Raw genomic sequence first — 12,818 nt, 5'->3', positions numbered from 1 at the left:
CGCTCTCCAGCCTGTTCAGGCGACGCGTCGCAGGACGCGGCCGCCGAACTGCATGTGGTCCGCGCGCCCGGTCTCCGGGTCGAGCAGGAAGCGGCCGAGGTGTTCCACCTCGGGCAGCCGCGGGTGCCGGGCGGCGAAGAAGCGCTCGCCTCGGCCGGTCAGGTCGTACTCCATCCCGTCGTCGTCGACCAGGACGGTGGCGCCGGGGTGTGCGCCGTCCGCCGTGTCGGCGCCGGGGCGGATCCGGTACACGGTCTCGCCGTTGGCCCACTGCCCGACGCGGTCCGACAGGTCCTGCGCGGCGCCGGCGGCGGGGCCCGGCGCGTAGCCGGCGACGTCCACGCCCTCGGCCCGGAACTGGGCCAGCAGGTCCTGCCAGGCGCCGAGGCCGGCCGCGGAGTCGGCCTGGAGGGCGATCACGGTGCCGCGTTCCGGCTGGATCCGCAGGTGGCAGGTGGCGCCCGCGCCCACGCCGTCGAGGCCGAGCCAGCGGTCGGCGCCGTTGCCGTACCGGGCCCAGCCGTGGCCCCAGCCGTCGGCCAGGCCGAACGGCAGGGTGTCGAAGGGCGGTTCGGCCAGCTCCCGGACGGCCTCCTGGTCGAGCAGGGCGGCGTGCGAGGCGTCACGGTCGTCCAGGTGGAGCCGGGCGAACGCGACCAGGTCGGTGACGGTGCCGGCGATCGCGGCGGCGGGGGCGAGGTCGCGGGGGATCTCGTCGGCCGCCAGGAAGGCCGGCTCGATGTCCAGCGGCCGGAGCAGGAAGTCCGTCACGGCGTTGCGCCAACTCACCCCGGCGGCGGCCTCGATGACCTTTCCGGCCAGCGCGAACCCGGCGTTGGAGTACGAGAACGCGGTGCCGGGGGCGAACAGCGGGCCGGCCGCGACGGCGGCCCGCAGCCCGCCGTCGCCGGGGCCGTCGCAGACCATTCCGGAGGAGTGGCTGAGCAGGTGGCGGGTCGTCAGTCTCAGCTCGGCGAAGGGTGGTTCGTTCAGGTACTCGCCGACCGGCAGGTCCAGGTCGAGGTCGCCGTCGAAGGCCAGCTGCATGGCCAGCGTCGCGGTGAAGAGCTTGGTGAGCGAGGCGAACGGCGCGGCGGGCGCCGGCCCGGGCTCCGCACCCGCCTCGGCGACGTGGAGTTCGCCGGCGTCGTAGAACGCGCACCGGAGGGAGCGCACACCGTGTTCGCGCGCGAGCCGTCCGGCCTTTTCACGCCATGACTGTGAATTCACTAAAACCCACCCACCGCATTCACCGGAATCCGAAAAAGGCGCAGCACAACAGCCCCGTTCGGCCGTGTTCCGTCCACGGCTCGTCGGTACGGGGATTACGCAAAAGGGGAATTCGCTCTGGTGAATGCAGGCTAACACCGGGCGGCGGGGCCGGTCAGGGTCGTTAAGCGGCAGCCGAATGACCCTGGTTGCCGCACTGCGAAACGCCGTTCGACCTGCCCGGAAACCCGAAAACGCCGATGGGGTCCGCGGTCGCGGACCCCATCGGCGGGTCGGTGTGGCAATGGTGGGGGCGGAGCTACTCGCGCAGTCCGATGGCCTCCACCGGGCGGGCGCGCAGGGCGAGCTTGGTCGGCACCAGAACGGCCGCCGCGGCCAGGGCCGAGGTCGCCGCCACGATCGCCAGGTAGAGCAGCGGCGGAATGTGCGGAACCAGGGACCCGGTCAGGCCCATGCTCACCGTCATCAACGGCACGATGGGCACCAGGCTGCCGACCACCACCGCGATCAGGATCAGCATCAGCGTCTCGGTGCGCATCATCCGCATGACCTGTTCGGGGGTCGCGCCCACCAGCCGCAGCAGCGCGAACTCCCGTGCTCTGGACAGCGTGGTCATCACCAGGGTGTTGGCGACGGCCACCGCGATGTACCCGAAGACCAGGACCAGCGGCAGCGCGCTGCCGAACAGGTTGGCCGTGCCGGCCTTCTCCTGGGCGGCGGACAGGCCGCCCTTGTCCTGGACGTGCACCCCGGGGTAGCGGTCGTTGAGCCCGGTGAGCTCCCCGATCACCTTCTTCTTGTCGGCGCCGTCCTTGGCCCGCACCAGCACCGAGTCGTACATCCGGCGCGAACTGTGCTGGAGCACGGTGTCGTAGGACAGGGTGATGTCGCCGAAGCCCAGGCCGCGCTTGTACACGGCGATCACCTTCGGCTCCAGCGTCTGCCCGTCGGGCATGTGCACCTTGATCTGGCCGCCGACGCCCGCGCCGAGCGTGGCCGAAGCCCCGCTGCTGATCGCCACCGTGTCCGTGGACAGGTTGTCCAGGGAGCCCTCGGAGACGTCCAGGTCGACGACCCGGCTCAGGTTGCCCGGGGTCAGCCCCTGCGCCTTGTAGTCGAAGATCTCCGGCGAGCCGAGCATCTTCGTCGAGGCGAACAGGTCGACCCGCACCGTCCCGGCCGCGGCGTCCACCCCGTCCAGGCCGGCGATGAACTTCGGCGCGGTGACCGGCAGGCCGCCGGAATCGCTGGTCACCGTGTAGTCGGCGACGACGCCCGCCTGGGCCTGCGCCTCGGCCGCACCAGACGTGGTGGTCGGGATGAACAGCTGCACCGAGGCGAAGCCGATCGCCAGGATCAGCGGGCCGATGCCGGCCGCCAGCCGCCGGGCGTTGGCCCGGGTGTTGGCCACGGCCAGGAATCCGAGGGTCCCGAACCGCCGCTGGAACGGCGCGGCCATCAGCCTGGTCGCCTTCGCCACCACCGGCGGGGCCAGCATGAGGATCGCGATCACCATGATCAGACCGCCGCTGCCGGCCGCGGCCACGGCGAAGATGCTGCCGAAGAACAGCGGCAGCAGCGACGCGCAGAAGCCGAGGACGAACAGCAGGATCCCGATGGCCACCCGGGCGCCGCCGATGCCCGGCTGCTCGGTCTGGGCCTCGCTGAGCGCCTCCACCGGCCGGATCGACACCACCCGGCGGGCCACCGCGAACGCCGCCACCTGCGCGGCGATCACGCCGATGCCGACCGCGGCGATCGCCGGGATCGGGCCGTAGGAGAACTCGAAGTCGTCCGGCAGGATGCCGATCGCCCCGAGCGCCCCGCGCAGCACCCCGGCGGCCAGCATGCCGGGGAAGCAGCCCAGGATCGAGGCCACCAGCGAGATCACCAGGGCCTCGCCCGAGATCATCTTGTGGATCTGCTTGGGCGTCGCGCCGACCGCGCGCAGCAGCGCCAGCTCGCGCCGGCGCTGGTGCACGCTGAGCGCCAGGGTGCTGCCCACCACCATCATGGTGATCAGCACGACGGTGCCGCCGAGCGAGCCCGCCAGCTCCTTCAGGCTGCCCCGGGCCGAGGCGACGTCCGGGTTCTCGACGCTGCTGCGCCCGTCACCGGTGTAGACGTCGATCGCGGAGCCCTTGAGCGCCTTGTCGATCCGGTCGCCGAGCTTGCCGGCGTTGGTGTCCTTGGGCGCCAGCACGCCGATGGCGCTGACCTGGTCGGTGCGGCCGAACAGGGTGCGCGCCTCGTCGTCGGAGAAGAACACCGGCGGGGTGCGCAGCGCCCCGCCGCCGCCCTTGTAGGTGACGATGCCGACGATCTTGTACGAGCTGGCGTCCCGGGTGGAGGCGATCTTGACGCTGTCGCCCACCTTCACCTTGCGGTGGTCGGCGACGGACTTCTCCAGCACCACCTCGCCGGCGCGCTTCGGCTCGTCGCCGTTGCGGTCGTACGGGCCGAGCGCGGCCGCGCCCCAGTTGGTGCCGTTGGACGTCCGGTCGTCGGCGCCCTTGACCAGCTCCTCGCCGTCGTTGGAGACGACCTGCGCGGGGAAGGTGAGCACCGGGACGGCCTTGTCGACGCCCTCGGTCCTGGCGACCTTGTCGACCAGGTCGATCGGGACGCCGACGGCGTCCTTGAGGTCCTTGGACTTGCTCTTCTTGGCCTCGTGGACCGTGAAGTGCTTCTGACCGCCGACCACGACCGCAGCGCCGGAGTAGCGCTGGACCGGCACCCCGTTGCCGATGCCGGACTGGAGGATGATTCCGAAGGCCGTGACGAGCACGGACGCGCCGAACAGGGCGACGAACGCCCCGACGAACCCGGCCTTACGCTCCTTGACGGTCTGTACGACGAGCCTGAACACGTCTCACCACTCCCCCAGCCGGGTCATGCGCTCGGCCACCCGGTCCGGAGTGGGGTGCGTCATCTCCTCCGCGTAGCTCCCGTCCGCGAGGAACACCACGCGGTGCGCGTAGGAGGCGGCGATCGGGTCGTGGGTCACCATGATCACCGTCTGTCCGAGGCTGTCCACGACCTCGCGCAGCAGCGTCAGCACCTGCTTGGCGGTGCGGGTGTCCAGCGCGCCGGTCGGCTCGTCCGCGAAGACCACCTCGGGCCGCGCCGCCAGCGCCCGGGCGATGGCCACCCGCTGCTGCTGGCCGCCAGACAGCTCCGAGGGCCGGTGGCTCATCCGGTCGGCGAGACCCACCTGCGTCACGACCTGCTGCAACCACTGGTGGTCCGGCTGGCGGCCGGCCAGCATCAGCGGCAGGGTGATGTTGTCCGCGACGGTCAACGCCGCCATCAGGTTGTACGCCTGGAAGATGAAGCCGACCCGCTCCCGGCGCATGATGGTCAGATCGACCTCGCTCAGCTGCGCCAGCTCGGTACCGCCGAGCACCACCGAGCCGGCGTCCGGGCGGTCCAGCCCGGCGGCGCAGTGCAGGAAGGTGCTCTTGCCCGCCCCGGACGGACCCATCACCGCGGTGAAGGTGCCCCGGGCGAAGGCGAGGGACAGATCGCGCAGCGCGTGCACGGCCCCGGCGCCCTTGCCGTACGTCTTCCGGACCCCGTCGAGGCGGACGACCCAGTGGGCGTCCAGAGCGGCACTGCCGTCCGGCCGCGGCGGCGCCGCGTACTCCTCCTCCGCGGCCGCGCTCTGGAACTCCTCCGTCCGCGCTCCGCGTCCCTTTCTGCTCACTTCCGGCCTCCACCACTCGCACGCACTACTTGACGTTCACGAAGGTAAGTCCTGGAGCAGGTGCGGAACCAGGGCACGAACTGGAGAGTCGATGGTGCAGAAAAGTGCCACCCACCGCCGCATTTGGGACGGTGGTAGGGTGATCGGGATGACGACTCGGAGGGTTTTAGGAGCCGTGCGCGCCCCCAGCATTGCCGAGTTGCGACGCTTACAACCCGAGCAGTGGGTCCGCCAGACGGTGATCCGTTTCCCTCCGGCCGCGGGCTACGTCCTGCTCTGCCTGATGACCGGACTCGCCGGGCTGCTGCTGTTCTACCTGATCGCCATCATCTTCGCGCTCTGCCTGGTCGGAACGGGCTTCCTGCTGCTGCCCAGGACACTGCGGGTGCTGCGCAGGTACGCGGAGGTCCACCGCCGGTGGGTCGGCCGGCTGCTGGAGACCGAGGTCCGCACGCCCTACCGCGACCTGGAGCCCGGCCGCACCGGCCCCCGCAAGCCCTCCCTGCGCGACCCGGCCGTCCGCAAGGACCTGGTCTGGGTGATCACCCACGGCGTCGTCGGCTCGGCCCTGTGCATCTTCGCCCTGAGCATCTGCGGCAACGCCTTCAACTGGCTGTCCGCACCGGTGTGGTGGAAGCTCGCGTCGGGCGAGCGCAACTCGATCATCCTGATGAACGTCGACTCGTGGCTGAAGTCCTTCGTCGCGGTGTTCATCGGCGTCGGCTACGCCGTGGTGGCGATGGCCGCGATGCGCGGGCTGGCCCTCGTGCACGCCCGGATGTCCCGCCGGCTGCTGACCGCCCGCCCCCGGGTCGCGCTCGCGCAGCGGGTCCGCGAACTCTCGGTGACCCGCGCCGAGGCGCTCGACGCGCACGACGCCGAACTGCGCCGGATCGAACGCGACCTGCACGACGGCGCGCAGGCCGGCATCGTCGCCGTCTCGCTGCGGCTCGGCATGATCAAGCGCGCGCTCGGCCAACGGCCCGAGCAGGTCCCGGAGATGGTGGACGCGGCCCAGAACCTCGCCGAGCAGGCGTTGGAGTCGCTGCGCCACCTCGTCCGCGGCATCTACCCGCCGGTGCTCGCCGACCGCGGACTGACCGACGCCGTCCGGGCGCTCACCGCGCTGTGCGGGGTCCCGACCCGGATAGACATCGACGAGTCGGCCGGCGCGGCGCCCCGCGCGCCCGCCGCCGCCGAGGCCGCGGCCTACTTCGTGATCTCCGAGGCGCTCACCAACATCACGAAGCACAGCGGGGCGCGCAGCGCGCTGGTGTGGCTGCGGATCGCGTCGGACGCCATCTCGATCAGGGTCGAGGACGACGGCAAGGGCGGCGCCACCGAGGGCACGGGGAGCGGGATCCTCGGACTCCGGCGCCGGGTCGCCGCCTTCGACGGGACCACCGACCTGTTCAGCCCGCCCGGGGGCCCGACCGTACTGAAGGTGGAGATTCCATGCGGATCCTGATCGCCGAAGACAACGCCCTGCTCCGTGAGGGGCTGGTCCTGCTGCTGAACAGCGAGGGGCACGAGGTGTGCGTCACCGTGGACAACGGGGACGACCTGCTGCCCGCGCTGCTCGCACACCGCCCGGACGTCGCCGTGGTGGACGTCCGGCTGCCGCCGACGTTCCGCGACGAGGGCCTGCGCGCCGTCGTCGAGGCCCGCAAGCAACTGCCCAACCTGCCCGTCCTGGTGCTCTCGCAGTACGTCGAACGGGCGTACGCGACGGAGCTGCTGGCGCAGAGCGCCTCCGGGGTCGGCTACCTGCTGAAGGACCGGGTGGGGCGCGCCGAGGAGTTCCTGCTCGCGCTGGAACGGGTCGCCGACGGCGGCACCGCGATGGACCCGGAGGTCATCTCGCAGCTGATGGTCCGCCGGGCCGGCGACGACCCGCTGTCCTCGCTGACCCAGCGCGAGCGCGAGGTCCTGGCGCTGATGGCGGAGGGGCGCAACAACGGCACCATCGCCGAGATGCTGTTCATCGCGGAGAGTTCGGTGAACAAGCACATCGGCAACATCTTCGCCAAGCTGAACATGCCCACGCCGGACAGCGGCCACCGCCGGGTGCTCGCCGTGCTCACCTACCTGCGGGCCTGAACGCCCAAAGCAGGACACGCGGAGAGGGGCGGCGCCGGTCGGGCGCCGCCCCTCTCCGCGTCCCCCTCCTCAACTCCCGGACGGGTGCTCCCGGTTGTCGGGCAGGGCGGGGAAGGCGCGGACCGCGGGGGTGACGGTCACGCCGAGTGCGATCAGCAGGAACGCCGCCGCACAGCTCAGGACGGTGGGCACGGCGTGCACCGTCTCCAGCAGCAGCCCGCACAGCAGCGGGCCGAGCGCCGCGCCGGCGCCCATCGAGACCCCGATCAGGCCGGCCAGCCGGCCGCGCATCTCATCGGGGGTGACCATCATCTGATGACCCGCCACCAGGGCGGTGGCGGTGGGTGCGAGGAACGCGGCCGCGCCCAGCACCAGCCCGGACGGCCAGCCGGTCGGCACCACCGCGAGCAGCGGCACCAGCACGGCGGTGGCCCAGGTCAGCACCATGAGCGCCGTGAACGGCGAGAGCGAGCGGCGCAGCCGCCCGGCCGCCAGCGCACCCGACACGCCGCCCGCGCCGACCAGGGCGCCGATGGCGCCGATCTCGGCACCGGACCGCCCGTCCTGCTGGGCCATCACCACCACGGCGATCAGCAGGCCGCTGAACACCAGGTTGAAGGCGGTGCCGAACAGCACGGTGGCCCGCACCGCCGGGTTGCCGCGCAGCCAGCGCAGCCCCGACGCCATCGCCTGCAACGTCCCCTCGGGCCGGTCCGCACCCTCGCCCTCGCCCTCGCCCTCGGGCGACGACGCCGGTGCGGGCGGCGGCGCCGGCAGCCGCAGGAACAACAGCGTGACGAAGGCGATCGCCGAGGTCACCGCCTGGGCGACGAACGGCAGCAACCGCTGGACGCCGTACAGGAATCCGCCGATCCCCGGGCCCACGATGGTCGCGAGGTAGTAGCGGGCGGTGTTGCGGGTCACGGCGTCGGCGAGTTGCGAGGACGGCACGACGCTCGGCAGCAGCGCCTGGTCGGCGGTGCCGAACAGCGAGGTGCACACCCCTTCGACCACCGCCACCACCACGATGGCCGCCAGCGGCGCGTGCCCGATCGCCACCAGCAGCGCGAGCACGCCCAGCGCCGCGGCCCGCCCGAACTCCGAGACCAGCATCAGCGTCTTGCGGCTGACCCGGTCGGCCAGCGCCCCCGAGGGGAGCGCCGCGAGCGCCCGCGACCCGGCGATCGCGAACTCGGCCAGCGAGGCCTCGAAGGCGGAGCCGCCGAGCCCGAGCACCAGCAGCGGGTACGCGATCAGCGTGCCCTGCGCCCCCAGCTGGGAGACCATGTTCGCGGTCCACAGCACGTTGTACTCGCGGTTGCGGGACAGCGGCGGCGGGCCCGGCTCCGCGGCCACGGCGGCATCGGCCGTCGTACTGCCCGAGGTCACTGCGGCGGGGTCGGCAGCGCCACCGCGGGCGCCGACGTCCGCTCCACCGGGCGGAGTTCGGACCACGCGTGCGCCCCGGCCATGCTGACGAACAGGTCACGCGGCGGCACGAAGGGAGCCCGCCCGTGCGCCACGCTGATGTTGTCCACGATCAGGACCTCACCGGTGTGCACGTTGACGTCGATCTGCTGCGCCCGGTACGCGGCCTGGAGCTGCCGGACGACCTCGTCCGGGATCTCGCTGCCGTCCGCGTAGAAGGTGTTGGTGGGCATCCCCCACGGGCCGTACTCCTCCAGCAGGAAGTCGGCGACGTCCTCGCGCAGGGTGCGGGCGTGGAAGAAGGTCAGGTGGTTGAACCAGGAGCGGACGCCGGTCTCCGGGTGGGTGGCGACGGCCCAGCGGAGCTGACGCGTCCTCAGGTGGTTGCGCTCCAGCCACTCCAGCTCGATGCTGTTGGCGTCGCAGTAGGCCTTGACCTCGTCCGGGTCGCTGGTGCCGAACGCCTCCTGCCAGGAAAGGCCCAGGCCGGGGCGGAAGTTGCGGACGAGCAGGTAGCCCTCGCGCTCGAACCGCTCGGCGGTCTCCCGGGGCAGCCCGGCGTGCAGGGCGCGGCAGTCGGCCAGCAGGCTGGCGCCGCCGTCCGGCGACTCCTGGCGGCAGAAGAAGAACAGGTAGCGCGGGACGTTCAGGTTGTACGACTGCTCGGTGTGGAGGAAGATCTCCTCGGTCGCCGGGTGGTCGGTGGCCGTGAACACCCCGGGGTGCAGCTCGGTGCGCGGCGAGGAGCGCTCGGTGTAGTCGAGCGGCCGGCCGACGACGGCGTTGACGAAGGTGTCCAGCTCCGGCCACTCCTGCCAGTCGAAGCCGCTGAGCACGACCGCGCCGTGCTCGGTGATCCGCCGGCGGATGAACTCCCCCTGCTCCTTGCCGAGGTCGACCAGCCGGTTGCCCGCGGTCTCGGCGGTGATCCCGAGGACCAGTCCGTCGTGCCGCGCTTCGGTCGAGATGCTGATGGCGGTTGTCACGGAGTGACTCCCTTCTGCGGGCTGCGGGCGCGAAGCCGCTCGGCAGCGGTGTCGAGGGTCTGGAGTGGACGGTTGAAGGCGATCCGGACGTAGCGCTCGCCATCGGCCGGATCGACGAAGAACGAGGTGCCCGGCGCCACCAGCACACCGGTCTCGGCGAGCAGCGTGCGGATGAAGCGCGGACTGGGCTCGTCGGTCAGCCCGTCGATCCGGGCCAGCACGTAGCAGCCGCCGGCCGGGGGCGTGAAGTCGAAGCCGGCGTCCCGCAGCAGGGCCACCGTCCGGTCGCGCCGCTCGCGCATCCCCGCCGCGTGGTCCCAGCGCTCCGGCAGCAGCAGGTCCGCGTTGGCGGCGGCGTGCTGGAGCGCGGCCGCCGCGCCGCCGGTGGTGGCCACGTGCACCTTGCGCAGCAGGGCGGTGAGCTCCGGCGCCGCGCGCAGGAAGCCGAGCCGCCAGCCGCTGATCGCATGGCTCTTGGAGAGGCTGCCGACCACCACGGACCGGTCGACCAGGCCCTCGATCTCGGCGACCGAGCGGTAGCCGGCCGACTCGTAGACGTACCCGGCGTACACCTCGTCCGAGATCACCACGGTGCCCCAGCGCCGGCACAGCTCGGCGAGCAGGTCGAGGGTGCCGCGCTCCAGGACGACGCCGGTCGGGTTGGCCGGGCTGTTCACGATGACGGCGCGGGTGCGCGGTCCGAAGGCCGCGGCCAGCTCGTCCGGGTCGACGCTCCAGTCGGGCTCCCGCAGCCGGACCGGGCGCGGGCGGGCGCCGGTGAGGGCGATGGCGCTGAGGAAGTTCTCGTAGAAGGGCTCGAACACGATCACCTCGTCGCCGGGGTCGACGAACGAGAGCAGGGCGACGGCCAGCCCCTCGCTGCCGCCGACGGTGACGGTGATCTCGGAGCCCGGGTCCGGGGCGCCGGGCAGGGCCGCGGCGATCCGCTCGCGCAGCAGCGCCAGCCCGGCCGGGTCCTGGTACTGGTGGACGCCGGCCCGCAGCGCGGTCACCGCCGCCTCGACCAGCCCGGGCGGCGTGTCGGGGTAGGCCGGGGTGCCGACGGCGAGGTCGACGGTGTCCGGCGGCAGCCCCTCCAGCAGCAGCGCGGCCAGCCCCCCGCCGGGCAGTCCGGCGACCCGCTCGGCGCCCAGGGCGCGGCGGGCCGGGGTGTCATGGTGCGTGGTGGCGCTCATCGGCTCACTCCCGCGGCGTCGGTCCGCAGCCGCTGTTCGGTCTGGAGCGGCGCTTCGTCCTGGAGCCGCTGTTCGGCCAGGTCGAAGGCGCCGCGCGGGATCTCGGGCAGCCAGGACGGGCGGCCCGCCTCGTACGCCTCGATGTCCCCGGTCCTGAGCAGGGTCTCCGCGATCACGTCCTGCCCTTCGAGCAGCCGGGCCCGGGCCCGCGCGTCGACCGTGAACGGGTGCTCGCCGCCCGGCCGGCGCAGCAGGCCGGCCCGCAGGTCCACGGTGAGCCGCAGGCCCTCGGCGGACTCCGCGAGGTCCATCAGCTCCTCGACCACGGGGGTCGGCAGGTCGACCGGGACGAGCCCGTTGTTGAGGGCGTTGCGGCGGAAGATGTCGCCGAAGCCGGTGGCGACGACGGCGCGGAACCCCCAGTCGCGCAGCGCCCAGACGGCGTGCTCGCGGGAGCTGCCGATGCCGAAGTCCCGGCCGGCCAGCAGGACCGTCGCGCCCGCGTGGCGCGGCTGCTCCAGGACGAAGCCGTCCTCGGCGCGCCAGCGGGCGAACAGCGCGTCCTCGTAGCCGCTCTTGGTGACCCGCTTGCAGAACTCCGCGGGCAGGATCTGGTCGGTGTCGACGTCGTCGCGGCGCAGGGCGACCGCGCGACCGTGGTGTTCGACGAAGGGTTCCATACTCAGCTGTCCTCTCTCCGGCCGGGCCGGCGCTGTCAGGCCAGGTCGGCCGGGGCCGCGAGCCGCCCGGCCACCGCCGTCGCGGCGGCGACCGCGGGCGACACCAGGTGGGTGCGGGCCCGCGCCCCTTGGCGGCCTTCGAAGTTACGGTTCGAGGTGGAGGCGCAGCGCTCGACACCCTCAAGACGGTCGGTGTTCATCCCCAGGCACATCGAGCAGCCGGGCAGCCGCCACTCGGCGCCGGCGGCCGCGAAGACCTCGTGCAGCCCCTCCGCCTCGGCCTCGGCCCGCACCTGCATCGAGCCGGGGACGACCAGCATCCGGGTGCCGGCGGCGACGGTGCGCCCGCGCAGCACCCCGGCCGCGGAGCGGAGGTCCTCGATCCGGCCGTTGGTGCAGGAGCCGACGAAGACGACGTCGATCGCGAGGTCCCGCATCGAGGTTCCGGGCCGCAGGCCCATGTAGGCCAACGCCTTCTGCGCGGAGGCGCGTTCGAGCGGGTCGGCGAAGGTCTGCGGGTCGGGCACGGCGGCGGCGAGCGGCACGGTCTGGGCGGGGTTGGTGCCCCAGGTGACGAGCGGGGTGAGCCCGCCCACGTCGAGCACGACCGTCCGGTCGAACACGGCGCCGGGGTCGGTGGCCAGGGTCGACCAGTCGGCGACGGCGGCGTCCCAGTCCGCCCCGGCGGGGGCGTGCGGACGGCCGCGCAGGTACTCCAGGGTGGTCTCGTCGGGTGCGACGATCCCGGCCCGGGCGCCGGCCTCGATGCTCATGTTGCAGAGCGTCATCCGGGCCTCCATGGAGAGCCCGCGCACCGCGTCGCCCCGGTACTCGATGAGGTGGCCCTGCGCCCCGTTGGCCCCGATCCGGGCGATCAGCGCGAGGATCATCTCCTTCGCCCCGACCTCCGGGGGGAGTTGGCCGGTGAACTCGACGGCCAGGGTGCGCGGCTGGCCGATCTCCAGGCACTGGGTGGCCAGGACGTGCTCCACGTCGCTGGTGCCGATGCCGAAGGCGAGCGCGCCGAACGCGCCGTGCGTGGCGGTGTGGCTGTCCCCGCAGACGATCGTCATGCCGGGCTGCACCAGGCCGAGTTCGGGTCCGACGACGTGCACGATCCCCTGCCGCCGGTGGCCGACCGAGTAGAGCTCGACGCCCTGTTCGGCGCAGTTGCGGCGCAGCGTGTCCAGTTGGACCAGGCTGACCGGGTCGAGCACCGCGGTCGCCGTGGTGGCGACGTTGTGGTCCTCCAGCGCCAGGGTCAGCCCCGGCCGCCGGACGCTGCGGCCGGCCAGCCGCAGCCCGTCGAAGGCCTGCGGGGAGGTGGCCTCGTGGGTGAGGTGGAGGTCGATGTAGAGGAGGTCCGGTCCGCCGGGCCGGGACGCCACGACGTGGCGCTCCCACAGCTTCTCCGCGAGTGTCCGTGCTGGGCCCATCGTCGTCCCTCTCTCCCCTGCGCTGTCCGTGCACTACGGCCTTGGGGCGGAACCCC

10 protein-coding genes are annotated in these 12,818 nt (G+C 72.8%); 2 read left to right on the top strand and 8 right to left on the bottom strand.

What is annotated here, in order from left to right; all coding sequences use genetic code 11:
* Nucleotides 1-15: 15 nt before the first annotated feature.
* The 3 genes from A6F73_RS24190 to A6F73_RS24180 form a co-directional block, all read right to left on the bottom strand.
* Nucleotides 16-1,176 carry a serine hydrolase domain-containing protein gene (locus tag A6F73_RS24190; protein ID WP_063349710.1) on the bottom strand — a complete coding sequence of 387 codons (1,161 nt, stop codon included), beginning with the start codon at nt 1,174-1,176 and terminating at the stop codon, nt 16-18.
* 352 nt (nt 1,177-1,528) lie between these two features.
* A complete protein-coding gene (locus A6F73_RS24185; protein WP_063349709.1) occupies nt 1,529-4,099 on the bottom strand; it encodes an FtsX-like permease family protein in 2,571 nt (856 codons plus the stop codon).
* Between the two features lie 3 nt (nt 4,100-4,102).
* Nucleotides 4,103-4,837: an ABC transporter ATP-binding protein gene (locus A6F73_RS24180; RefSeq protein WP_063351478.1), complete on the bottom strand. Its 735-nt coding sequence runs from the start codon at nt 4,835-4,837 to the stop codon at nt 4,103-4,105.
* A 298-nt stretch (nt 4,838-5,135) separates the two neighbouring features.
* On the opposite strand from A6F73_RS24180, the gene A6F73_RS24175 reads away from it, so the two are divergent.
* Both A6F73_RS24175 and A6F73_RS24170 read left to right on the top strand, forming a co-directional pair.
* On the top strand, nt 5,136-6,404 hold the full coding sequence (locus tag A6F73_RS24175; RefSeq protein WP_244293481.1) for a sensor histidine kinase: 1,269 nt from the start codon (nt 5,136-5,138) through the stop codon (nt 6,402-6,404).
* Entirely contained in the window at nt 6,392-7,036 is a 645-nt protein-coding gene (locus A6F73_RS24170) for a response regulator transcription factor (protein WP_063349707.1), read from the top strand. The genes A6F73_RS24175 and A6F73_RS24170 overlap by 13 nt, the downstream gene beginning before the upstream one ends.
* 69 nt (nt 7,037-7,105) lie before the next feature.
* On the opposite strand, the gene A6F73_RS24165 is transcribed toward A6F73_RS24170, so the two are convergent.
* From A6F73_RS24165 to leuC, 5 genes are read right to left on the bottom strand one after another with little or no spacing between them, the layout of a single operon-like run.
* Nucleotides 7,106-8,392 carry an MFS transporter gene (locus A6F73_RS24165; RefSeq protein ID WP_079135954.1) on the bottom strand — a complete coding sequence of 429 codons (1,287 nt, stop codon included), beginning with the start codon at nt 8,390-8,392 and terminating at the stop codon, nt 7,106-7,108.
* 29 nt (nt 8,393-8,421) lie between these two features.
* Nucleotides 8,422-9,450: a TauD/TfdA family dioxygenase gene (locus tag A6F73_RS24160; protein ID WP_063349705.1), complete on the bottom strand. Its 1,029-nt coding sequence runs from the start codon at nt 9,448-9,450 to the stop codon at nt 8,422-8,424.
* The gene (locus tag A6F73_RS24155) at nt 9,447-10,646 is read right to left on the bottom strand and encodes a pyridoxal phosphate-dependent aminotransferase (protein WP_063349704.1); all 1,200 of its coding nucleotides are present in this window, start codon (nt 10,644-10,646) and stop codon (nt 9,447-9,449) included. Before A6F73_RS24155 ends, A6F73_RS24160 begins: the two co-directional genes overlap by 4 nt.
* The gene (leuD, locus tag A6F73_RS24150; protein WP_079135953.1) at nt 10,643-11,326 is read right to left on the bottom strand and encodes a 3-isopropylmalate dehydratase small subunit; all 684 of its coding nucleotides are present in this window, start codon (nt 11,324-11,326) and stop codon (nt 10,643-10,645) included. The genes A6F73_RS24155 and leuD overlap by 4 nt, the downstream gene beginning before the upstream one ends.
* 35 nt (nt 11,327-11,361) lie before the next feature.
* Nucleotides 11,362-12,762, bottom strand: a complete 1,401-nt coding sequence (leuC, locus tag A6F73_RS24145) for a 3-isopropylmalate dehydratase large subunit (protein ID WP_063349703.1) — start codon at nt 12,760-12,762, stop codon at nt 11,362-11,364.
* Nucleotides 12,763-12,818: the final 56 nt, after the last annotated feature.

It is taken from the genome of Streptomyces sp. MJM8645 (assembly GCF_001625365.1).
Classification (GTDB): domain Bacteria; phylum Actinomycetota; class Actinomycetes; order Streptomycetales; family Streptomycetaceae; genus Kitasatospora.
This window is presented reverse-complemented; position numbering and strand designations above follow the sequence as displayed.